The 23,518-nt window shown below is 36.2% G+C and carries 25 protein-coding genes; 15 read left to right on the top strand and 10 right to left on the bottom strand.

Annotated elements, in window-relative coordinates; all coding sequences use genetic code 11:
* Positions 1 to 23 precede the first annotated feature (23 nt).
* The 4 genes from lon (at position 24) to mscL (ending at position 4,890) form a co-directional block, all read left to right on the top strand.
* Entirely contained in the window at positions 24 to 2,474 is a 2,451-nt protein-coding gene (lon, locus tag LS48_RS13275; protein ID WP_062622989.1) for an endopeptidase La, read from the top strand.
* 213 nt (positions 2,475 to 2,687) lie between these two features.
* Positions 2,688 to 3,707, top strand: a complete 1,020-nt coding sequence (gene porQ / locus LS48_RS13270; RefSeq protein WP_062622988.1) for a type IX secretion system protein PorQ — start codon at positions 2,688 to 2,690, stop codon at positions 3,705 to 3,707.
* Positions 3,707 to 4,402, top strand: coding sequence for a (d)CMP kinase (gene cmk, locus LS48_RS13265; RefSeq protein ID WP_062622987.1), 696 nt, complete (start codon positions 3,707 to 3,709; stop codon positions 4,400 to 4,402). The genes porQ and cmk overlap by 1 nt, the downstream gene beginning before the upstream one ends.
* A gap of 56 nt (positions 4,403 to 4,458) precedes the next feature.
* On the top strand, positions 4,459 to 4,890 hold the full coding sequence (gene mscL / locus LS48_RS13260; RefSeq protein ID WP_062622986.1) for a large-conductance mechanosensitive channel protein MscL: 432 nt from the start codon (positions 4,459 to 4,461) through the stop codon (positions 4,888 to 4,890).
* On the opposite strand, the gene LS48_RS13255 is transcribed toward mscL, so the two are convergent.
* Entirely contained in the window at positions 4,887 to 5,261 is a 375-nt protein-coding gene (locus tag LS48_RS13255; RefSeq protein ID WP_062622985.1) for a hypothetical protein, read from the bottom strand. The two genes, mscL and LS48_RS13255, sit on opposite strands and share 4 nt — an antisense overlap.
* A gap of 42 nt (positions 5,262 to 5,303) precedes the next feature.
* The gene (locus LS48_RS13250; RefSeq protein ID WP_062622984.1) at positions 5,304 to 5,723 is read right to left on the bottom strand and encodes a helix-turn-helix transcriptional regulator; all 420 of its coding nucleotides are present in this window, start codon (positions 5,721 to 5,723) and stop codon (positions 5,304 to 5,306) included.
* Between the two features lie 293 nt (positions 5,724 to 6,016).
* Here LS48_RS13250 and LS48_RS13245 point away from each other — a divergent pair, with 293 nt between their 5' ends.
* From LS48_RS13245 to LS48_RS13225, 5 genes are all read left to right on the top strand, one after another.
* Positions 6,017 to 7,183, top strand: a complete 1,167-nt coding sequence (locus LS48_RS13245; protein ID WP_076692481.1) for a M14 family zinc carboxypeptidase — start codon at positions 6,017 to 6,019, stop codon at positions 7,181 to 7,183.
* A gap of 33 nt (positions 7,184 to 7,216) precedes the next feature.
* The gene (locus tag LS48_RS13240) at positions 7,217 to 7,696 is read left to right on the top strand and encodes an Lrp/AsnC family transcriptional regulator (protein WP_062622982.1); all 480 of its coding nucleotides are present in this window, start codon (positions 7,217 to 7,219) and stop codon (positions 7,694 to 7,696) included.
* A 71-nt stretch (positions 7,697 to 7,767) separates the two neighbouring features.
* The gene (locus LS48_RS13235; RefSeq protein ID WP_062622981.1) at positions 7,768 to 8,283 is read left to right on the top strand and encodes a DinB family protein; all 516 of its coding nucleotides are present in this window, start codon (positions 7,768 to 7,770) and stop codon (positions 8,281 to 8,283) included.
* On the top strand, positions 8,284 to 9,240 hold the full coding sequence (locus LS48_RS13230; RefSeq protein ID WP_062622980.1) for a YihY/virulence factor BrkB family protein: 957 nt from the start codon (positions 8,284 to 8,286) through the stop codon (positions 9,238 to 9,240).
* A 108-nt stretch (positions 9,241 to 9,348) separates the two neighbouring features.
* Complete coding sequence (locus LS48_RS13225; protein ID WP_062622979.1) at positions 9,349 to 9,897, top strand: type 1 glutamine amidotransferase domain-containing protein; 549 nt, start codon at positions 9,349 to 9,351, stop codon at positions 9,895 to 9,897.
* Between the two features lie 64 nt (positions 9,898 to 9,961).
* Here the strand turns inward: LS48_RS13225 and LS48_RS13220 are convergent, their stop codons facing one another.
* Positions 9,962 to 10,255 (bottom strand): hypothetical protein, encoded by a 294-nt coding sequence (locus LS48_RS13220; RefSeq protein ID WP_062622978.1) that lies wholly within the window; start codon positions 10,253 to 10,255, stop codon positions 9,962 to 9,964.
* Positions 10,256 to 10,332: 77 nt separating this feature from the next.
* Positions 10,333 to 11,403 (bottom strand): 3-dehydroquinate synthase, encoded by a 1,071-nt coding sequence (gene aroB, locus LS48_RS13215; RefSeq protein WP_062623016.1) that lies wholly within the window; start codon positions 11,401 to 11,403, stop codon positions 10,333 to 10,335.
* Between the two features lie 71 nt (positions 11,404 to 11,474).
* Here aroB and LS48_RS13210 point away from each other — a divergent pair, with 71 nt between their 5' ends.
* The gene (locus LS48_RS13210; RefSeq protein WP_062622977.1) at positions 11,475 to 12,647 is read left to right on the top strand and encodes a proline dehydrogenase family protein; all 1,173 of its coding nucleotides are present in this window, start codon (positions 11,475 to 11,477) and stop codon (positions 12,645 to 12,647) included.
* Between the two features lie 10 nt (positions 12,648 to 12,657).
* Here LS48_RS13210 and LS48_RS13205 read toward each other — a convergent pair whose 3' ends face one another.
* The 6 genes from LS48_RS13205 to porX form a co-directional block, all read right to left on the bottom strand.
* The gene (locus LS48_RS13205; RefSeq protein WP_062622976.1) at positions 12,658 to 13,035 is read right to left on the bottom strand and encodes a hypothetical protein; all 378 of its coding nucleotides are present in this window, start codon (positions 13,033 to 13,035) and stop codon (positions 12,658 to 12,660) included.
* Between the two features lie 55 nt (positions 13,036 to 13,090).
* Positions 13,091 to 14,290 (bottom strand): alanine dehydrogenase, encoded by a 1,200-nt coding sequence (locus LS48_RS13200; RefSeq protein ID WP_062622975.1) that lies wholly within the window; start codon positions 14,288 to 14,290, stop codon positions 13,091 to 13,093.
* A gap of 532 nt (positions 14,291 to 14,822) precedes the next feature.
* Complete coding sequence (locus LS48_RS15445; protein ID WP_162266499.1) at positions 14,823 to 14,963, bottom strand: hypothetical protein; 141 nt, start codon at positions 14,961 to 14,963, stop codon at positions 14,823 to 14,825.
* Between the two features lie 377 nt (positions 14,964 to 15,340).
* The gene (locus tag LS48_RS13190; RefSeq protein ID WP_062622973.1) at positions 15,341 to 15,853 is read right to left on the bottom strand and encodes a hypothetical protein; all 513 of its coding nucleotides are present in this window, start codon (positions 15,851 to 15,853) and stop codon (positions 15,341 to 15,343) included.
* Between the two features lie 265 nt (positions 15,854 to 16,118).
* A complete protein-coding gene (gene tsaE / locus LS48_RS13185) occupies positions 16,119 to 16,532 on the bottom strand; it encodes a tRNA (adenosine(37)-N6)-threonylcarbamoyltransferase complex ATPase subunit type 1 TsaE (protein ID WP_062622972.1) in 414 nt (137 codons plus the stop codon).
* A 93-nt stretch (positions 16,533 to 16,625) separates the two neighbouring features.
* Positions 16,626 to 18,176, bottom strand: a complete 1,551-nt coding sequence (porX, locus tag LS48_RS13180) for a T9SS response regulator signal transducer PorX (protein ID WP_062622971.1) — start codon at positions 18,174 to 18,176, stop codon at positions 16,626 to 16,628.
* Positions 18,177 to 18,332: 156 nt separating this feature from the next.
* Here porX and LS48_RS13175 point away from each other — a divergent pair, with 156 nt between their 5' ends.
* The 5 genes from LS48_RS13175 to efp all read left to right on the top strand — a co-directional run bounded on the left by LS48_RS13175 (position 18,333) and on the right by efp (position 23,503).
* Positions 18,333 to 19,577: an HD domain-containing protein gene (locus LS48_RS13175; protein ID WP_062622970.1), complete on the top strand. Its 1,245-nt coding sequence runs from the start codon at positions 18,333 to 18,335 to the stop codon at positions 19,575 to 19,577.
* A 120-nt stretch (positions 19,578 to 19,697) separates the two neighbouring features.
* Positions 19,698 to 20,723: a UDP-3-O-(3-hydroxymyristoyl)glucosamine N-acyltransferase gene (lpxD, locus tag LS48_RS13170; protein ID WP_062622969.1), complete on the top strand. Its 1,026-nt coding sequence runs from the start codon at positions 19,698 to 19,700 to the stop codon at positions 20,721 to 20,723.
* Positions 20,716 to 22,122, top strand: a complete 1,407-nt coding sequence (locus LS48_RS13165; protein ID WP_062623015.1) for a bifunctional UDP-3-O-[3-hydroxymyristoyl] N-acetylglucosamine deacetylase/3-hydroxyacyl-ACP dehydratase — start codon at positions 20,716 to 20,718, stop codon at positions 22,120 to 22,122. The genes lpxD and LS48_RS13165 overlap by 8 nt, the downstream gene beginning before the upstream one ends.
* The gene (gene lpxA, locus LS48_RS13160; protein ID WP_062622968.1) at positions 22,123 to 22,908 is read left to right on the top strand and encodes an acyl-ACP--UDP-N-acetylglucosamine O-acyltransferase; all 786 of its coding nucleotides are present in this window, start codon (positions 22,123 to 22,125) and stop codon (positions 22,906 to 22,908) included.
* Between the two features lie 28 nt (positions 22,909 to 22,936).
* Positions 22,937 to 23,503: an elongation factor P gene (efp, locus tag LS48_RS13155; RefSeq protein ID WP_062622967.1), complete on the top strand. Its 567-nt coding sequence runs from the start codon at positions 22,937 to 22,939 to the stop codon at positions 23,501 to 23,503.
* The last annotated feature ends 15 nt before the right edge of the window (positions 23,504 to 23,518 follow it).

Below are 23,518 nucleotides of genomic sequence, written 5' to 3'. Positions count from 1 at the left end.
GACACAATGTCTTAAAAACATATATGGCGAATTCAAAACTTACATCGTTAGACAAGTTGTCATTTCAAGATTTAAAGGAAGATGCAGAGTTCATCCCACTTATGTCCGCTGAGGATGAAGATGCTATGCATAAAGAAGAACTCCCTGAAATACTACCTATCCTACCTTTAAGAAATACAGTACTTTTCCCCGGGGTGGTTATTCCAATTACTGCAGGACGGGACAAGTCTATTAAGCTTATTAATGAAACCAATAAAGGTAACAAAGTAATAGGCGTTGTTTCACAAATAGATGAAAACGAGGAAGAACCCGGTATTGGTGATATAAATACAATCGGTACCGTAGCCCAAATACTTCGTGTTCTCAAAATGCCCGATGGCAATACCACAGTAATTATTCAAGGAAAAAAACGTTTTGAGGTGGCAGAGGTAATTACTACCAACCCCTATATGACTGCTACTATCAGAGAAGTTGCTGAAGCACGCCCAGAAAAGGAAAGTGAAGAGTTTAGAGCTATAATAGACTCTATAAAGGAAATGGCACTGAAGATTATTAAAGAAAGCCCGAATATTCCTTCTGAGGCTGCCTTTGCTATTAAAAATATTGAAAGCTCTAGCTTTTTGATAAATTTTGTTTCTTCAAATTTAAATATTGAAGTAGAGGAGAAGCAGGCACTTTTGGAGATTAACAACCTTAAGGATCGTGCACTGGAAACGCTCCGATATATGAATATGGAAATTCAGAAGCTCTCACTTCGTAATGATATCCAGTCGAAGGTTCAGAGTGACATAAACCAGCAGCAGCGTGAGTATTTTCTTCAACAGCAAATGAAGACCATTCAGGAAGAATTGGGTGGATCATCAATGGAAGAAGAAATAGAGGAAATGCGTGAACGTGCCACAAAAAAGAAGTGGAACAAAGACGTTGAAAAGCATTTTAATAAAGAACTCTCAAAAATGCAGCGCATGAATCCACAGGTTGCTGAATTCAGTATCCAGCGAAATTATTTGGACCTGCTTTTAGATCTTCCTTGGAATAAATATAGCAAAGATAAATTCGACTTAAAGCGCGCCCGAAAAATTTTGGATCGTGACCATTACGGCCTTGATGATGTTAAAAAGCGCATCATAGAATATTTGGCCGTTTTGAAACTAAGAAACGATATGAAATCGCCCATTCTTTGTCTCTACGGACCTCCAGGTGTTGGTAAAACTTCTTTGGGAAAATCTATTGCAGAGGCATTAGGCAGAAAATATGTGAGGATGAGCTTGGGCGGACTTCGCGATGAAGCTGAAATAAGGGGCCATCGTAAAACCTACATTGGGGCCATGCCGGGGCGCATAGTACAGAGTATTAAAAAGGCTGGTACAAGTAATCCTGTTTTCGTTTTGGATGAAATTGATAAAATTTCCGCAAGCAATCAGGGCGACCCTTCTTCAGCAATGCTCGAAGTTTTGGACCCAGAGCAGAATAATGCCTTTTACGATAACTTTTTAGAATTGGGCTATGACCTTTCAAAGGTTATGTTCATAGCTACTTCAAACAGTTTGAGTACCATTCAACCTGCTTTGCGGGATAGAATGGAAATAATAAACGTAACAGGATATACCGTAGAGGAAAAGGTTGAAATAGCAAAGCGACATTTGCTTCCCAAACAATTAAAAGAGCACGGAATGGAAAGTGAGGCTTTGAAAATAGCCAAGCCCCAACTTGAGAAAATTGTAGAGGGCTACACACGCGAAAGTGGTGTGCGTGGATTGGAGAAGCAAATTGCTAAAATGGTTCGCTATGCAGCAATGAAGATTGCAATGGAAGAGGAGTATGAAATAAAAGTGACCAATGATATTATTATTGAAGTCTTGGGCGCTCCCAAACTGGAACGCGACAAATATGAAAATAATGATGTAGCAGGCGTGGTTACAGGTCTAGCTTGGACTAAAGTTGGCGGAGATATATTGTTTATTGAATCTACCCTTTCCAAAGGAAAAGGTACGTTAAATATGACCGGAAATTTGGGTAAGGTTATGAAAGAATCTGCCACAATTGCCTTGGAATACATAAAATCCAATGCTGAAAAGCTTGGTATCAATCCAGATATATTCGATAATTATAACGTTCACATTCACGTGCCAGAAGGTGCAACGCCCAAAGATGGCCCAAGTGCCGGTATAACGATGCTTACTTCATTAGTATCACTTTTCACACAAAGAAAAGTAAAGAAATCCATCGCAATGACTGGTGAAATTACTTTGCGAGGAAAGGTATTGCCCGTAGGCGGTATTAAGGAAAAAATTCTAGCTGCAAAACGCGCCCGAATTAAAGAAATTCTACTATGTGAAGACAATAAACGCGATATAAACGAAATAAAACCTGAATATTTAAAGGGACTCACTTTTCATTATGTAAAAGATATGAGTGATGTCTTAGAGTTAGCCCTAACCAAGGAAAAGGTAAAAAACGCCAAAAAGCTATAATTTTTAACAAAAAGATGATTAATGCAGAGTTGCCAAAAACAATTATGCATTAATCATCAATCATATTATTGCCTACATTACTTTTAAAGTTTAAATAGAACTTGCAGCTATCAAACCCAAGCGTTATAAAAATTAATCATGGATGTTTCTTTCCTTTGCAAAAATAAATTATACTTGCATTCGTTTAGTTTTTAGTTACGGTAACTTACGTCTATGACCCAAAAGGTTTTCTTAGTTGTTTCCTTATTTATATCTCAGCTTTTGGCAGCCCAGATAGGAGGTAAGGCAACTTATCAGTTTCTAAACCTTGTTAATAGTCCTAGAATGGCTGCTTTGGGCGGAAAAGTAGTGACTAATTATGATTACGACCCTACCCAGCCACTATTCAACCCCGCTAGTATTAATCCTGCAATGGACAACCAGCTTTCGCTTAATTATACAAACTATATTGGGGATGTAAACTATGGTACGGCCACCTATGCTTATCTATGGGATAGAAGAACACAGGTTTTGCATGCTGGTATAACGTACGTTAACTATGGACAGTTTGATGGTTACGATGAACAAGGAAACCCAACTAATAGTTTCAGTGGGGGCGAAGTAGCCCTTTCTCTGGGGCACGCCCGAAATATTGCATTCACAAATTTTCACGTCGGTGTAAACCTAAAGCTTATTTCTTCAAAACTGGAAAATTATTCTTCATTTGGCGGTGCTTTGGATATTGGTATTATGTACGTTTATGAAGATTGGGATCTTCATATTACGGGAGTTGCTAGAAATTTGGGAACACAATTCACACCCTATCACGAAGAATATGAACCCCTTCCGTTTGAACTTATTTTTGGAATTTCACAAACATTGCAGAATGTGCCTATTCGCTGGCATTTTACCTTGGAAAATATGCAACAATGGAATGTAGCGTTTTCTAACCCTTCAAGAGAGGAAACTGATTTGGAAGGAAACACTACCGAAGAAAATATAAATTTTATAGACAACGCTTTTCGGCATATGATTGCGGGAATTGAACTATTTCCCGAAAGCGGTTTCAATATTCGGTTGGGGTATAATTTCAGAAGAGGTGAAGAGTTGCGAATAGCAGAAAAACGGGCTTTCGCAGGAGTAAGCGCCGGTTTTGCAATTAAACTGAATAAATTAAGATTGAGCTATTCCTATTCAAAATTTAGTACCGCTGCTTCATCCAGCTTTTTCGGCTTAAATATAGATCTTCAGTAATGGGAAAAATTACTATTGCCATTGACGGATATTCCTCGACCGGAAAAAGTACGGTTGCCAAACAATTGGCCGATTATCTGGGCTATGTTTATGTGGACAGTGGTGCAATGTACAGAGCCGTAACGCTTTACGCTATGCAAAATGGTATTATTTCCAAAAATCATTTTGATACTGCTAAACTTAAAGAATCACTTCCATTAATCCATCTTAAGTTTTATAAAGAGCCTAATTGGGGCAAAGCACATATTTTTTTGAATGGAAAAGATGTGGAAGATAAAATAAGAAACCTTGAAGTATCAAAGTTTGTAAGTCCCATTGCGACAATTCACGAAGTGCGAGCAAAACTGGTGGCCCAGCAAAAGCAGATGGGCCTGGAAAAGGGAGTAGTTATGGATGGTCGTGATATTGGTACAATTGTGTTCCCCCAAGCCGAGCTAAAAATATTTATGAATGCCTCAGCTAAAGAGCGCGCCCAGAGAAGGTATAAAGAGCTTTTGGAGCGTGGTGAGAACATACAGTATATTGAGGTTTTAAAGAATATTCAAGATCGTGACCACATTGATACTACCAGAGAAGACTCTCCATTGGTAAAAGCAGCCGATGCTATTGAAATTGATAATTCTGAAATGAATCTGGAAGATCAGTTCCATACAGTACTACAGCTTGCAAAGGACCGAATTGCGGGTCGCGTTTAACTTTTTTTCTTTCTGAAATCTTTTCTATTATTACACGCTAACAAAAAAATCAACACATGGCTTCATTTTTTCAGGAATTTAAAAACTTCGCCATAAAAGGCAATATGATTGATATGGCGGTGGGTATCGTAATAGGTACTGCCTTCAATAATGTAATAAGTACAATTGTAAAAAAGATTGTAATGCCTCCGCTCTCAATGCTTACTGATGGTGTAAACCTGGCGAATAAAAAGTATATTCTGCGTCCTGCAAGTGAAACATCTGAGGAAATTGCAATTGGTTATGGGGAATTTATGGAAGTGTTGATCGACTTCTTCATTATTGCCTTTACCATTTTCATGGTAATAAAATTCATCAATCGCTTTAAGAAAAAGGCAGAGGATCCTCAGGATAAAACCGTAGAAACGCCAAAGGACATCCAACTGCTATCAAATATTGAAAAATTGATGGAAGAGCAAAATACACTGCTGAAACACAAAGGCAACTAATGCTTTGCTCTTTTTGCCGTAGCCTTGCTCGTTTTGGTTTTGCCCACTTCACTGAACTCAAAAGTGTAACTGTCTTTATCAGTGGTTAAAATTTTGATGTGAATGGCTTTCTTTTCAGCTTGATTTTTCGGATTTATTTTTTTTAAAACATATTCACAATCGTTTATCCATCTAATAGAAGAAGAATCTGTTTTCCCTTGAAAATAATCAACCTCTATGGAATCATTGCGAATTATGGTTGTTTTGAAGACCTCAGTGCCCGAAAACGCCTCAAACTCGAAGGTTCCGGTTTTAAAATTGGCACAATCTCGTTGGGTTTCATAGCATCCCGCCAATAATAGAAAACTTAATAAAGCTAAAAAAAACCGCATGCTTAAAATTTATGCGAATTTCCGAAAAATTACTGAAACCATTTAGTTTTGGTAAACATTAAAGCTACCGTCAGTATAAAAAATTACAATTCTCTCAATATTCTTTACATTTTGATTCACTTGAATGTTTCTTTTGACCTCGGTGTCATTTTCTGCAGAAAAAAGATTCAATGAGTTTTCTTCATTTGAAGTTTCAATTTGTTTTTGATTGTCCAGACTTTTTAAGTTTTCTCCGGTAGAAGGGAAGCTCCCTTTTCCGAAAAGTAACCAATCCATATCAACCTCTGGAAATTTTTGATAGAGCTTCATAACAAATTCCAAGCTCGGTTTATTTCTTCCTGAGAGTAAATGTGAAATGGTCGAGCGGTTAAAATCAATTTCTTCCGCAAACGCAGCAGCAGATAATGAGTAATAATCCAGTATTTTTTCCAATCGTTTTGTGAAATTCGAGGTGTTTACCATTGTAACATATTATGAATAACAATAACGGTTACAAATGTAATTTATTTCTTTTCACAGGCCTAAATAAATGATAATAATTACAGATACTGTAAAATTAATACTTTATTTGATTTAATATAAAGCACTGAAATACAATAATATAGTTTCATAATACAAGCTATAAGCTATAATTCAATAAAATGGTAGCAGATCAATAACATTTTCGTTTACAAAAGTAATCAATAATTGATAATCTTTCTGTTTACAATTGTGAACAAGTCGTTGTTTAACTTTGTAAACTATAATTTTAGAATATGAAAATAGAAGATTGGTACACGAATCATTTTGAAACTCAATTAAGGGGCCGATACATCACAATGAAGCATATTTATCCGTTACTGGATATGTATAAAATTAAGTATGAGGTTTCGGTACCTGGAGTTTCAGAAAAAGGACAGGATATTCCCTTGATTAAAATTGGAAATGGTAAAAAGGTGGTCTTGGGGTGGTCTCAAATGCATGGAAATGAATCTACAACAACCAAAGCTCTTTTTGATTTTATACGATTTATTGATCAAAAGGAAAATTTTCAATCAGAAATTGATGAATTTTTAGGCACATATACTTTTTATCTATTTCCTATGTTAAACCCCGATGGCGCCCAACTTTACACGCGTGAGAATGCCAATGGAGTAGATTTGAATCGAGATGCCCAGGATTTATCGCAAAAGGAAAGCAAATGTCTGCGCAAAGTATTTGAAGCGCTTAGACCTGATTTATGCCTTAATTTTCATGATCAGCGCTCTATTTATGGCTTTAAAGATGGCAAGGCTTCAACTATTTCTTTTTTATCTCCAGCAGCAAATAAGGAACGATCTATAACTCCTTCCAGAATAATTGCGATGGAACAAATAGTAAAAATGTATAAATTGCTGCAACGTTACATTCCCGGGCAAGTGGGCAGGTATGATGATAGCTTTAATAATGCTTGTGTGGGCGACACCTTTCAAAATGCAGGGGTTCCAACTATATTATTTGAGGCGGGTCAATATTCCCAAGATTACCATCGTGAAAAAACCCGAGAATTTATCTTCTATTCCTTACTTGCCTTATTTAATATTATTGGGGATATTGAACCTGCAAAAAATTACAGAGATTATTTTAATATTCCAGAAAATCTTAAAAATTATAATGATTGTATTTTGAGAAATGCAAAATTGAAGGATAAAAGAGTGCAAGTATCAGTTGCAATCCAATATCGTGAAATTTTAAGAAATGAAACCATTGTCTTTGAGCCATTTATTGATGAAATTGGGTCATTAAAGAACAAGTTTGCATATATTGAAAATAATGTGGAAGGCGCTGAAATTTTAACAAATTCACAAGATATTTTAACAGTGGGTGATAATATTTCAGAAATTATTGATAAAAATGATAAATCAATGATTTATTTTCAAAGAATAAATTCTATTATAGCTTAAAAGTTTATAATTTTGCAAAAAAAAAATAGATATATGCCAAAGTTTAAATTAGACGATGTAGACCACAAAATTCTTGATTTATTAATTGATAATACGCGAATCCCCTTTACAGATATTGCAAAAAAATTAGAGATTTCTGCAGGAACAGTTCATGTGAGAGTGAAAAAAATGGAAGAAGCCGGCATCATTACCGGTTCATCACTTCAAGTAGATTATAAAAAGCTTGGATATTCCTTTATTGCTTATGTGGGAGTTTTTATTTTTAAAACTTCACAAACTCAATTTGTATTGGAACGAATAAGTGAAATACCTTTCGTTACTGTAGCCCACGTAACAACCGGAAAATTCAATATTTTCTGTAAAATTAGGGCAAGGGATACTGCCCACGCAAAAGATGTAATTTATCAAATAGACGACATTGAAGGCGTAAGCCGTACCGAAACAATGATATCAATGGAAGAGAGTATCAATGATAAAAAGAGATTGCTACATTCCATTTTTAACGAAATTTAAGTAGCGCCTCTTAATTAAATTAAAAACCTTTGTTTAGCGACAAAGGTTTTTTTTATCTTTAAAAGAAAACTATGAAGCCTACTGAAATTAATCCTTCAGAATATAATTCCTATTATCAAAAATATATTGACTTGGTTGACGATGTGTCATTATCGGAAGCTTTGGAAATGGGCTTCCACGATACCCCATCATTTTTTAAAAATATACCACAAGCAAAATGGCACTATCGGTATGCTGAAAATAAATGGACGCCAAAGGACATTTTGCAGCATATTATTGATACCGAAAGGGTTTTTACATATAGGGCGCTTTACTTTTCAAGAGCTGATAGTGCAAATTTGAAAGGTTTTGATGAAAATATATTTGCCCAAAATGCAAATGCAAATAATAAAAGTATAGACGTTCTTCTCAGTGAATATAGTGCTGTGCGTAATGCAAGTATTCATCTATTTAAAAATTTTGATGATACACAGCTTAAACGGACTGGTATTGCCAACGACAGTATCATGTCAGTTGCAGCCGCAGGATTTATTATTTGTGGTCATGAAATTCACCACCAAAACATTATTAACGAACGTTATCTTTAAATGAAGATTTTCAAATTATTAAAGGACACTTATCTTAGTTGGGACAAAAACGATCCGTGGGCTAAAAGTGCTGTGATTGCCTATTATGCTTTGTTTTCATTACCCTCTCTGTTAATCATTACTGTACATTTTGCGGGCATTTTCTTTGGAAGAGATGCAGTAGAAGGGAGAATCACAGGGGAGATTGGAGGATTGATAGGGCAGGAAAGTGCTGAGCTTATTCAAGCTATGATAATTAATTCTGCTTTATCGGAAAGTTCTGTGCTATTTATAATTTTTGGAATTGGGGTGCTTATTTTCGGCGCAACCGGTGTTTTTTTTCAACTTCAGAAAGCACTGAACGATATTTGGAGTGTTCGAGCTAAAAAGAATACTTTTTTGGACACATTAAAAAGACGGGTTATTTCCTTTGGGATGGTTTTGGCTATTGGTTTATTGCTGCTCATATCGTTGGTAATCACTACGGCTATCAATGCTTTGAGTGATCTAATTGGAAACTATTACACCGACCTTTCTTCACAACTTGTTCAGATTCTGAACTTTATTTTTTCGCAAATAATAATAACGGCGCTTTTTGCAACAATCTTCACTTTGCTCCCGGATGTAAAAATAAAATGGAAAACTAATCTGATAGGTGCATTTATGACTTCATTGTTATTTTTGGCAGGTAAATACCTTATTGGGTTTTATTTTGCAGCGTCAGACCCTGCTTCAGTTTATGGTGCTGCGGGAAGCCTCGTACTTATTCTGTTATGGGTATATTACACCTGCCTTATTTTATTCTTGGGAGCAGAATTTACCGTGAATTGGGCGTTGCTACGAAATATAAAAATTGAACCCTCCAGCAACGCGACTTTATCTTACGAACTTGAAATGCAGGAACTTCGGGAATACAAGCGGAAAGTGGAGGAGGATAAAAAAAAAGCCGAAACCTTAATGGATAATGGTACTTCTTAGCAATTCTTAACAAAGATTAGTAAAAGATTAATATCAAAAAATTGATAGTACCTCTTACGCTTAGTATCTTCACTGTAAATTAATTGTTTAACCAAAAAGAAAAGAAAAATGAATAAGAGAATTGCAATTTTAGCTACAAACGGTTTTGAAGAATCTGAGTTGAAATCACCCAAAGAGGCGATGGAAAAAGAAGGTTTTACCGTTGAAATTATTAGTGAAAAAGAAGGAAAGATAAAAGGTTGGGCTGACGGAAACTGGAGCAACGAATATAATGTTGATAAGACTATCGGAAATGTTTCTGCTAACGATTATAACGCGCTGGTGTTACCAGGAGGAGTTATAAATCCTGATAAACTGCGAAGAAATGATGACGCATTAAAATTTGTAAAACAGTTTTTTGAGTTGAAAAAACCAGTTGCCGCTATATGTCACGGTCCTCAAGTTTTAATTTCTGCAGGAGTAGTGGAAGGTAGAAAAATGACTTCCTTTAGCTCAATTAAGGATGATTTGATTAATGCAGGAGCCAATTGGGTAGATGAAGAGGTAGTTGTAGACGAAGGTTTTGTAACCAGCCGAAACCCTGATGATTTGCCTGCGTTTAATTCTAAATTAATCGAGGAAATTAAAGAAGGTAAGCACGAACTTCAGCATGCGTAACAGCCATGAAGTTTCAAAATAAAAAAAAGAGGCTAGACAGCCTCTTTTTTTTTGATAGAAAGATTTATTCTTCCTCATCCATTTTCTTTTTATCCGGAATTTCACTTATTGGCTCATTAAAATCAGCGTCATCATAATCGTCTTCATCAAAATTAGCCATTGTTGTTTCTAAGCGAGAACTTACTTTAACTAAATATATTGTATCATCCGTTCTTACTTCAACAGCTTCAACGGTTTCATTTTTAGCATTTTTAAAAGTTATAACATGGTCATCATCATATCCATCGGGATATTTTTCCACTAGTAAAGAAAGTATTTCTGGGGTTAGCTTTCGGTAGTCTACTATTATTCGCTTCATTTAATATTCAATCTTTTGGTTTGTGGTTATAAAACTATTCAAAAAATGAAGAGATAAAAATATTTTCAATAAAATTTTCAGAAATTTTTATAATACTCAAAAGCCTTGTAAATAAAGCTATTGTCTACTTCGCAATCAGTTTTGTAATGGCCAATGTCTTCCAGAAGTACAAATAACACTTTCCCGTTTCTGTTTTTTTTGTCAAAAACCAACAACTTTATAACAGTATCAATATCATTTTTACTGAAAGTTTGTTTTGGAAAATGATTAAGAATGGTTTCTGTAACATCATTCAATGTACGCTGAGGAAAACCAACAATTTCTGCTGAAATATGGGTTGCTAAAATCATTCCTATTGCTACAGCTTCGCCATGGAGCAGCGTAGGCTTATCATCATTTTCTAGAAAATACGATTCAATTGCGTGCCCCAGTGTGTGGCCATAATTTAAGGTTTTTCGAAGGTTATTCTCAAAAGGATCTTTGGCCACAATTTCTTTTTTTATTTCTACTGAATCCCAAATAAGTTTCTCAAACTCCACTTTATCTGAGAAATCCACATTTTTTATACGCTCCCAGTACGTTTGACTATGGATAAGGCCGTGTTTCAACATTTCGGCTAAGCCTGATGTTACGTGTTCATGTGGCAAGGTTGTTAGAAACGCCGTGTCCAATACTACCAATTCGGGAAGATTTATTACGCCAATTTGGTTTTTTATATGGCCAAGATCGACCCCATTTTTTCCACCCACTGAGGCATCTACCATGGCGAGTAGGGAAGTGGGGATATTTATAAAAGGAATGCCCCGTTTAAAAGTGGAAGCTACAAATCCACCAAGATCGGTAACCACTCCGCCACCTAGATTGATTATTAAGCTTTTTTGGTCGGCTCCTTTTTCAGAAAGTGTTTCCCAAACATTGAAACAAGTGCTTATGTTTTTGTAGATTTCCCCAACGGGAATGGTGATGGTTTCTGATGAAAATTCAAACTTTTTCTTCTCTAAAAAAATAGATAAGCATAATTTATTGGTGTTTTCATCGGTTATAATAAATATTTTGGAAGGACTTTTTTCCTTTACATATTTTGCTAAAGCTTCCCATCCAATATCATCTCTTAAAACCTGACCTTTTTCACTTGAATTTTTTCCCATGAATTTATTGATTTTTCTCATATAATCAAAGTTCAAATCTAACTATATTTGCACACATTATTGTAAATTTTATGACTTCAAATTCCCTTTTTGATAATACCGAAACGGCCTTTCAGCTAAAGAGCGATTCGGAACTGGAACGTGCGTATTTTCTTTTCAAGATGATTTCTAAGGAACCTTTAGTGAAAATTGGTTCTGCCGTTACAAAATTTGCCTTAAATATAAACCTACCGGTAGAGGGGTTAATCCGTTCCACGGTTTTTGACCATTTTTGCGGGGGTGTGAATGAGAGGGATTGTATGTCTACGGTAGACAGATTATATGACGTTGGCGTTTCTTCAGTCTTGGATTTTTCAGTAGAAGGAAAGGAGGAAGAGACACAGTTTGACGCCACCGCCGATAAAGTGATTGAACTGACCGAGTTTGCAAAAAATAAGGAGGCGATGCCGTTTTCAGTTTTTAAACCCACTGGTTTTGGAAAATTTAAGGTTTGGCAGAAAATCACGGAAAGTGAGCCTCTGACGGATAGCGAAAAAATTGGTTGGAAAAATATTGAAAACCGTTATGATCGGGTTTCAAAAGTAGCCCATGATAATGGAATCCGATTGCTAATTGATGCAGAGGAATCTTGGATGCAGGACGCCGCTGATGATCTTTGCGAAAAAATGATGGAAAAATATAACAAGGAGCGACCTATAGTTTTTAATACTTTGCAATGCTATAGATGGGACCGTTTGGATTATTTAAAAAAGTTGCACCAAAGAGCTAAAATGAAAGGTTACAAGCTCGGCTTTAAAATTGTTCGTGGCGCTTATATGGAAAAGGAAAATGAAAGAGCAATTGAAAAAGGTTATAAAACACCAATATGTGAGAGTAAAAAAGCAACTGACGACACATTTAATGAAGTTTTAAAATACATTCTTGAAAACATAGACGATATAGGACTGTTTGTTGGCACGCACAATGAATTGAGTACCTATCTAACGATGGACTTGATGAAAGAAAAAGGAATTTCAAAAAGTGATGACCGTATCTGGTTTGGCCAACTTTTTGGGATGAGCGACCACATTACATTTAATCTGGGAGCAGAGGGTTATAACGTTGCAAAATATATTCCCTTTGGACCAGTTAAAGATGTGATGCCCTATTTAATCCGCCGCGCAGAGGAAAATACCTCGGTGGCGGGGCAAACAAGTAGGGAGCTTACGCTTTTGAAAAAAGAAAAAGAGCGAAGAAAATTATAAAGGGTTTAAATTACTGTTCGAGAACCTCTGCCTCTACAACAGTGGCTAACTTCTCACAATTTTCAACTGTGATTTTTAGGTTTTTTTCTGAAATTTCACCTTCAATAACATAAATTCTGCAAGAGTCAAGCTCGGTATTGCTTTCTGAAAAGAGGACATCACCATCATCCAAAAGAATTGAAATTGCTGAAGTGTCCATTTTATTTTCACGAAGAATCTGCAAAGTACTTTCGGAAAAAGCGCGTTCCTTTAAACGGATGTTTTTAAGTGTTCTGGATTCTGGGCCATATGCGCAGGATGTTTTTTTTCCGCTGAGAATAAAAAATAAAAGGGCTATTCCAATTAAAAATCCACTGGAAAAATAAGCCAATCGGTATGCTAATTTCATTAATTTTTGTTTTGGGATTTTGGAAATTGAGCAGTATAACCCTTTCGCCTTTAATTTAAAAGATCAAAAGGTTGATATCGCTATAAGACATGTTGAACCAATCTGCACATGCCTTGTTGGTCAAAATTCCGCGGTAAAAGTACAAACCATTTCTTAAACCATTGTCAAAACGGATGGCATTTTCAAGTCCGCCACTTTCTGCAATTTCTAAAATATAGGGTGTGAAGATATTGCTTATTGAAATTGAAGCCGTTTTTGGATAGCGCGCAGGAATATTAGGTACGCCGTAATGTATCACTTCATGTTTGATAAACGTAGGGTTGTCGTGGCTTGTCATTTCCGTGGTTTCAAAACAGCCACCCATATCTACGCAAACGTCTATAATAACAGCGCCCTTTTTCATATTGCGCACCATTTCCTCTGTAACAATTATGGGTGCTCGGTTGTGTCCGCGAACTGCACCAATAGCCACGTCGCATCTTAAAAGAGCTTTCATTAAATTTTTGGGCTGTACGGTCGAAGTGTATAAAATTCTTCCAACGTTAGTCTGGATTGTTCTAAGCTTTGTAATAGAGCTATCAAAAACTTTGACGCTTGCCCCTAGGCCAAGTGCAGATCGAACGGCAAATTCGCCTACGGTGCCAGCGCCAATAACTACCACTTCAATTGGAGGTACGCCACTAATGCTTCCGAAAAGAAGACCGTTTCCTTTTTTTGCATTAACCATAAGTTCGGCGGCAATAAGCACCGATGCGGTACCCGCAATTTCACTCAGGGCTTTTACGGCTGGATAGCTGTGGTCTTCGTCTTTAATGAATTCAAAAGCAAGGGCAGTGATTTTCTTTTTCGCAAGTGCATCAAAATATGACTTCTGTCTCGTCTTTAATTGCAATGCGGAAATCAAAACCGTTTTAGGGTTTATTAATTCCAACTCCTCAAGGGTAGGGGGCTCTACTTTTAGAACCATTGGGCAGCCGAACACTTTTTTTGTGTCATTGGTTAATTGGGCGCCGGCTTCTGAATAGTCCTTATCAGAAAATCCAGCTTCATCACCAGCTCCATTTTCAATAAGTACCCTGTGTCCATTATTTACAATTGCGTTTACGGCATCGGGGGTTAAGCAAATTCGTTTTTCCTGAAAATAGGCTTCTTTGGGAATGCCGATAAAAAGTTCTCCTCTTTGTCTTGCTACTTCAAGCGTTTCCTCTTGAGGGAGTAATTGTGCTTTGGTAAATGGTGATTTTGGTTTTGTCATGGTACAAACTTGGCAGTTTCAATTTACGGAATAATTTTCACAAACTTGAATGGATAATTATTGAAAGAGGTCTTTTATCTGCTGCCAAAAAGATCTTTTGTGTAAAAGCTCTTCTTCAAATGATTTTAAATCGTTCTGCCTCATTTGGCTAAATATTTTGGCGCGAATTAAATAAACGAAAGGTACCAAAACCATCATTATGGGAATTACGTAAATGATTTCAACTTCATCAGCATTCAAACTTTGTTTTAAAATATTGAAAAGCTGAAAAACATACATTGATAGCGGAACTAATATTATCCAATGCCACCAATGCTTGCAGGTAAAAAACCAAATAAGTAATAAAATTACGGGAATTATTTTACCTGTTAAAAACCAGGCATAATGATATAGAGAAGTGTATTTTGTAGTGAAAGTAAAAAAAGAAGTTTCCCAAACTTGTGTGTTGCTTGGGAAACTCTCGTATGAATAATATATAAAAGGAGTACAGGCCATTATTAAAACAATGATGCCTCCCTGTATAAGACTTTTTCTATCCGGCTGGCGGAACGTTGACCGTTCTGACGTCGATTTGTTGTGGGGTTTGTTCATCCTGGATTCCTTCTGGGGTACAAGAAGCAAATAATCCTACTGCAAAAATTGCGGCTACAATAATAACTTTTAAGTTTTTCATAATAATAAGTTTTTGTGAGGTTAATATGGGTCAAACTTACACTGAAAAAACTTAAACATACTAATTATGTTAATTGTATCTTTACAGGTTATAATGCAATTAAATCCTTTGAAATTCATCATAAGACTCAATTAAGTGTTAAATTTTAACATTTACTATAACACTGAATAATAATTATTACTTCACTGGCAATTTACTTTAGGTTCTTATGTTGCTTAGGGTTTTAGTTAGTTTTAATTTTTATTCGTTCAATCTTCATCTAGACAACTAATGATAAAGTCAGGAAATTAAGTAGGTATTCTTTATTTAGGTTTAGGTGAAAATTACAAAGTACCAAGGTACATATAAAAATTGAAATTATATATTTTGAATAAAAATCAAAAAAGATCCTTGATTTGCTGCAAGAAACTCTTTTTAGAACCTAACTCTTCTTCAAAACTTTTCAGATCTTTCCCTAAAAGCTTATTTGATAAGCGTGCTTTAATCAAATAGATTAAAGGTACAATTACGAGCATTATAGGAAAAAGCCACCAAATTTCAACTTCGTCGGTTATACCTACATCATCGTTAATAACACTAAAAAGCTGGAATGCGAACATTCCTATAGGAATAAGTATTACGTGGTACCACCAGTGTTTGCATGTGATAAACCAAATTATTAAAAGCAACATTGGCACAAACTTCCCCATCATTGTCCAAACAGAAACGTACACTTCTTGATACCAATTTGCGTGGTATGTAAATAAAAAAGTTTCCCACGATTTTGTTTGTGGGAAACTTTCATATGAATAAAATATGTAAGGGGTTGCCGCTATAATTAGGGCTATTATACTACCCGTTACTAGGTACGATGATTTTGCTTTTGTGGATTTGTTGGGGTGCTTGTTCATCCTGGATGCTTTCTGGGGTGCAAGAAGCAAAGGTTCCTAATGAAAAAATTGCTGCGATAAAAAGTACTTTTAGAGTTTTCATAATAAATGGTTTTGTGAGGTTAATAATACTTCAAACCTACTATGAAAAAAGAAAGATTTTTTAATTTTTTTTGCGTTATATTTATAAATTTTTTTGAAAATAAATTCCCAGCTCTATAATTTTTGCTATTTGGGGCAAACAACTAAAAAGTGATTTATAAATATTGTATTTTTCGCTGCAATGTTATTTCACTGGCATAAATTTTAAAGTTCTACTTCCGTTTTTGTTTATTTCTATTTTTAACTTATTTGCATTCTCTGGTAAAAGTTTCTCTATTTTTTCGGGCCATTCAATAAAAACATAGTTTCCGCTGTATAGATAATCTTCCAGACCAATGTCAAACGCTTCATTAATATTTTTTATTCTGTAAAAATCAAAGTGATAGATAACACCACGCGGCGTATCGTATTCATTTGCTATTGAAAAAGAAGGGCTACTTGATGTTTCCATAACTCCAAGTTGTTTTGTCAACTCCTTTATTAGTGTGGTTTTACCAACACCCATATTGCCATAAAAAAGAAATGTTTTTGAAACTGAATTTTTTAAAAGTTGTTCAGCTACCTTACCAATTTCATTTTGGGTATATGTAAATTCCATAGTAAAAACGGGACGAATATAGATAATTTATCAATCAAAACCGAAAATATCTATTAATTCGGTAATTTTCCTACATAAATATTTTGATAAGAATTACTTAGGAGTAAATACTGAAAATGGAATAACCATCTCTTCCAAAGAGACTCCACCATGTTGGTAAGTGTTTCTATAATAGCTTACATAATGGTTATAATTATTTGGGTAGGCAAAGAAATAATCGCCTTTTGCAAATATGAAAGAACTGCTCATGTTAATAGTTGGTAGATGTATTGTCTTAGGGTCTTTTGCAGCTAAAACTTCTTTGTCTTCGTAAGTCAAACTTTTCCCGGTTTTGTAGCGAAGATTAAGACTCGTGTTTTTGTCACCTATTACTTTAGATGGATTTTTCACATTAATGGTTCCGTGATCTGTAGTTATGATTAGCTTAAAACCTAAACGTGCAGCTTGTTGGATAATTTCCAGTAAGGGCGAGTTCTTAAACCAGCTTTGAGTAAGGGAGCGGTATGATTTGTCATTAGACGCCAACTCTTTTATAACTTCCATTTCAGTTTTTGAATGTGAAAGCATGTCGACAAAATTATAAACTACAACCGTTAAGTCTTCATCTTTGTGGCTTTTGAAGTTTTCAACCAGTTTTTTCCCCTGCTTCAAACTTGATATTTTGTGATAGCTCCAATTCAATTTAAGCCCCAAGCGCTTTAATTGAGAAGCCAAAAACTCTTCCTCCTTCATGTTTTTTCCACCATCTTCGGTATCGTTCAACCATAAATCTGGATGAAGTTTTTCCATATCACTTGGCATTAAGCCTGAAAAGATAGCGTTACGGGCATACTGGGTGGCGGTAGGAAGAATGCTGCAAAAAAGCTCTTCATTCGTCTTTTTATAGATATTGGCAACCGTAGGTTCAAATGCTTTCCATTGATCAAACCTCAAATTATCAACAACCACTAGTAGGGTGGGGGTTCCTTGGTTCAATTGCGGTTGAATTTTTTCTTTGAAAAGCGTATGCGACATAATGGGCGCCTTGCTAGGGTCTTCAAACCATTTTGGATAATTTTTATCTATAAATTTGCAAAACTGACTATTAGCTTCAGTTTTTTGTGATTCAAGAATTTCAAACATCCCAGAATCTTCTATATCCTCCAGCTCTAATTCCCAATAAACAAGCTTTGTGTAAAGGTCTTTCCACTCTTCAAAACTATTGACCATGGAAAGGTCCATTGCTATTTTTCTGAATTCCTGTTGATAGCTTGAAGTGGTTTTTTCAGACACTAGCCTACTATGGTCCAAATTCTTCTTCAGGCTCAATAGAATTTGGTTTGGATTTACTGGCTTTATAAGATAATCGGCTATTTTAGCGCCAATTGCCTCCTCCATTATATATTCCTCTTCGCTTTTCGTAATCATCACCACCGGAACAGAGGCCTGTTGTTCCTTTATTTCTGCTAAGGTTTCCAGCCCCGTCAATCCGGGCATATTTTCATCCAGAAAGACAATATCAAAATTTTCCTTTTTAATTTCCTCAAGGGCTTCCGTGCCGCTCTGGGCCGTAGTTACTTTATAATTCTTGTTTTCTAGGAATAGAATATGTGGTTTAAGCAAATCAATCTCATCATCTACCCATAGTACTTTTATGTCGCTCATATATGTATATTTGTCTTTATACTCCGAGGCTTTAGCGTGGGAGTATCGTTAAATTCAATTTTTTAAATAATTCCGCACTTTGTCGAAGAATTTTCTTCAAAAATAAACCTGAATTATTTCAAAAAATTTTTGAAGCTATTAATTTAAAGTTAAAGTTTGAAAACCCTTCCAAAGCACAAAATTATAAACGACCCAATCTATGGTTTTATTACCATACCCAGCAAGCTGGTTTTTGATTTGATGGAGCATAAATACTTCCAAAGACTCCGTAGAATCTCCCAAATGGGTTTTTCGTATATCGTTTATCCGGGCGCGCACCACACGCGTTTGCATCACGCGCTCGGCGCCATGTTTTTGATGCAGAAAGCCGTGCAAGTGCTTAAATCAAAGGGGGTTTCGATTTCTGAAAAGGAAGAGGAAGCGCTGTATATCGCCATTCTTTTGCACGATATTGGCCACGGCCCATTTTCGCATGCCATGGAAAACAGCATTGTTGAAAACATAAGCCATGAGCAAATATCGCTTCTTTTTATGGAGGCTTTAAACCGAAAGTTTAACAAGCAATTAACGCTCGCCATTCAAATATTCAGGGATAAACACTCACGTAAATTTCTACATCAGTTAGTTTCTGGGCAGTTGGATATGGATAGGTTGGATTATCTAAAACGCGATAGTTTTTATACCGGTGTGCCAGAAGGCACGGTAAACGCTCAACGCTTAATTGCCATGCTGCACGTTAAGGATGATAAGTTGGTGGTTGAAGAGAAGGGCATCTATTCGGTGGAGAATTTTCTCGTAGCGCGGCGGTTGATGTACTGGCAGGTTTATCTGCACAAAACGGGGATTGTTGCAGAACAGCTCTTAGTTCGGGTCCTGAAGCGTGCCAAGCAGCTATCTGCTAAAGGTGTAGTGCTTCCAGCAAGCAATGGTTTAAGTTTTTTTCTGAATAACAATATAAGTATCAATGATTTTTCTGAAGAGGTACTGGACACCTTTTCAAAATTAGATGATTACGATATTATTTCGGCCATGAAGACTTGGGTAAGCAACGATGATTTCGTATTAAAAAATCTGTCCAAAATGCTTCTTAATCGCGATTTATTAAAAATTAAAGTAAAGCCACAGGATTTTTCAAATCAAAAAATTGAGGAAAAAAGAAAAAAACTGGCTGAGACATATGCTATTTCTGAAGAGGATGCATCTTATTTTGTATTCAAAGGAAAGCTTGAAAACCAAGCCTACAGTATGGAAAAGGATACAATAAATCTCCTGAAGAAAAATGGAAAGATCATAGATGTTGCAAAGGCAAGCGACCAACTGAATTTGGAGGCGCTTTCAAAGTCGGTGGTAAAATACTATATGTGTTATCCAAAAAACAATAAGGATAGCTATCGCGGCTAAATCCTTTTTTTCTATTTTTGCAAGAATGAAAACGAACGACCGAAAATCAATTCATTTAAAATTTAGTACTTTGTGGTTGCTTTTTATATGTACTTCGGTTAAAAAAAACCTTGACGCCAAATGAAATTTACAGCTGCCCAAATAGCAGGAATCCTTAACGGAACCGTTGATGGCGATGAAGGTATAGAAGTTTCAAAACTTGCAAAAATTGAAGAGGGCAGCAAAGGCAGCTTGACCTTTTTGGCCAATCCAAAATACACACATTACATATATTCCACACAGGCATCAATAACCATTGTAAATAATGATTTTGTAGCCTCGCAAGACTTATCAACAACCCTAATCCGGGTAGAGAATGCCTATAAGGCTTTTTCTCAATTGTTGGAATACTACAACCAGGTGAAAATGAACAAGACCGGAATTGAAAACCCGGTATTTATTTCAGAAACCGCCAAATATGGTGAGAATTTATATTTGGGAGCTTTTTCATACATAGGTGAAAATGTAAAGATTGGTGATAATGTGAAGATTTATCCAAACGTATATATTGGCGATAATGTGAAAGTTGGGAACAATTCCGTACTTTTTACAGGCGCGAAGCTTTATTCCGAGACAGTAGTGGGTGAATCTTGTGTTATAAACAGTGGGGTTGTAATTGGTGCAGATGGTTTTGGTTTTACTCCTAATGAAAAAGGTGAATACAATAAAGTTCCACAAACGGGGAATGTTATTTTAGAAGATAATGTAGATGTTGGCCCTGGAACAACAATAGACAGGGCGACTTTGGGTTCAACCCTTATCAAAAGAGGGGTAAAATTAGACAATCAAATTCAAATTGCGCACAACGTAACTATTGGAGAAAATACTGTTATTGCCGCCCAAACAGGTATAGCGGGTTCTACCAAAATAGGGAAAAACTGCATTATTGGTGGGCAAGTAGGTATTGCTGGACATATTACCATTGGCGATAACGTAAAAATACAGGCCCAAAGCGGAATAGGAAGAAATGTGAAGGACAACGAAACCTTACAGGGCTCTCCCGCGTTTAGTTATGGTGATTTTAATAAAAGTTATGTATATTTTAAAAACCTTCCCAAAATTATGGAAAGGTTCAATATAGTTGAAAAAAAACTCGATAATGAATGAAAGTGTTGTAAAACAGCGCACCATTGGTAAGGAAATTTCACTTACCGGAGTGGGTTTGCATACAGGTAAAGAAGTTACGATAACTTTTAAACCTGCACCTGAAAATCACGGATATACATTCGTGAGGATCGATTTGGAGGACCACCCTGTCATTGAAGCAGATGCCAACTATGTGGTAAATACCCAACGCGGTACAAACCTTGAAAAAAAGGGTGTTAAAATACAAACTTCTGAACACGTGCTAGCTTCATTAGTAGGGCTTGAGGTTGATAATTGCATTATGGAACTTAATGCTTCCGAACCTCCAATTATGGATGGATCAGCCAAATTTTTTGTTGAAGCAATAGAAAAAGCAGGAGTAGTAGAGCAAGATGCCCCGAGAGAAGAATATGTAGTAAAAGAAGTAATCTCTTTCTTAGACGAAGAAACCGGAAGTGAAATAATAGTAATGCCTGCTGATGAATACCAAGTAACCACCATGGTCGATTTCGGAACAAAAGTTTTGGGCACTCAAAATGCTTCCCTTAAAAATATTTCTGACTTTAAAAATGAAATTGCAAATGCTAGAACCTTCAGTTTTTTACACGAAATTGAAATGTTGCTGGAACATGGTTTAATAAAAGGGGGCGATCTAAACAATGCAATAGTTTATGTTGATAAAGAACTTTCCCCAAGCACAATGGAAAAGCTACGAACAGCTTTTGGAAAAGATACTATTTCTGTAAAACCAAACGGAATTTTAGATAATCTTACCCTGCATTATCCCAATGAAGCTGCCAGGCATAAACTTTTGGATGTAATAGGAGATCTAGCTCTAATTGGCACTCGCATACGCGGAAAAGTGATCGCCAACAAACCAGGCCATCACGTTAACACCCAGTTTGCCAAAAAACTATCTAAAATTATAAAGCTGGAAGCTAGAAACAATGTTCCAAAATTTGACATTAACCAACCACCAGTAAAGGATGTCAACCAAATAATGGCCATGCTTCCGCATAGACCGCCATTTTTGTTGGTTGATAAGATTATGGAAATGACAGACACTAGTGTCGTAGGCCTTAAAAATGTAACAATGAACGAGCCGTTCTTTGTTGGCCATTTCCCTGGTGCACCTGTAATGCCGGGAGTTTTGATAGTTGAGGCAATGGCACAAACAGGTGGTATATTGGCATTGAGCACTGTTCCAGATCCTGAAAATTATCTTACTTTTTTTATGAAAATAAACAACGTTAAGTTTAAGCAACAGGTTAATCCTGGCGATACCTTAATTTTTGTGTTGGAACTAATCTCTCCTATTCGCCGCGGGATTGTTCATATGCAAGGAAACGCATATGCCAATGGCAAATTAGTAACAGAGGCCGAACTGATGGCCCAAATGGTAAAAACAAAAAATTTATAGATGAACCAACCACTTGCATACGTCCATCCGGGCGCAAAAATAGCAAAAAACGTTGTGATCGAGCCTTTTACGACCATTCATAATAATGTCGTGATCGGTGAAGGAACTTGGATTGGCAGTAATGTGACCATTATGGAGGGCGCGCGCATTGGGAAAAACTGTAATATATTTCCTGGGGCAGTAATCTCTGCAATACCACAGGATTTAAAATTTAAGGATGAAGACACTACTGTAGAAATAGGCGATGGCACAACCATCCGTGAATATGTTACTATAAATCGCGGTACCGTGGATCGTGGCAAAACTGTAGTGGGAAAAAACTGTTGGATTATGGCCTATTGCCACATTGCGCACGACTGCATTGTGGGTGATAACTGTATTTTTTCAAACAATAGTACACTTGCTGGGCACGTAACCGTTGGTGATCACGTAGTTTTAGCAGGAATGACAGCAGTACATCAGTTTTGTATGATTGGAAACCATGCCTTTGTAACCGGGGGTTCACTTGTTCGTAAAGATGTTCCGCCATTTGTAAAGGCTGCTCGTGAACCACTTAGTTATGTGGGTATTAATTCTATTGGTTTAAGAAGAAGAGGATTCAATTCCCAAAAAATCACTGAAATTCAAAATATTTACAGAATTCTGTATCAAAAAAACTATAACACCTCTCAGGCAGCGGAAATCATTGAGGCCGAAATGGAGGCCACTCCCGAAAGGGACGAAATACTCCAGTTCATAAAAAATTCCAAACGCGGAATTATGAAAGGCTATTTCAATTCAAATTAAACGTAAACAATAAACCACAAACCTAGTAATGGCAACATCATCAGATATTAGAAAAGGACTTTGCATCCGCTATAACAATGATATTTATAAAATTATTGAATTCCTTCACGTAAAACCGGGGAAAGGCCCCGCTTTTGTTCGTACAAAACTAAAAAGCGTTACCACTGGAAAAGTAATTGACAATACTTTTTCCGCAGGGCATAAAATAGAGGACGTTCGCGTTGAAACCCAAAAATTTCAATATCTATACAATGAAGGTGATATGTATCATTTTATGAATACTGACGATTATTCGCAGATTCGCTTGATGAAGGATATACTCGATACACCTGAATTGATGAAGGAAGGAGAAATTGTTACAGTTTTAATAAATACTGAAGATAGTGCGCCGCTTTCAGTTGAAATGCCAGCTCATGTAGTTTTGGAGGTTACTTCAACCGAACCTGGCGTTAAAGGTAATACAGCCACAAATGCTACCAAACCTGCAATTGTTGAAACTGGTGCTGAAATAAATGTTCCTCTTTTCATAAACGAAGGTGATAAAATTAGAATTGATACTGAAAAAGGTCAGTATCAGGAACGAATGAAAGAGTAAGCCGGTATGTAATAT

It is taken from the genome of Aequorivita aquimaris (genome assembly GCF_001573155.1).
GTDB lineage: Bacteria > Bacteroidota > Bacteroidia > Flavobacteriales > Flavobacteriaceae > Aequorivita > Aequorivita aquimaris.
This window is presented reverse-complemented; position numbering and strand designations above follow the sequence as displayed.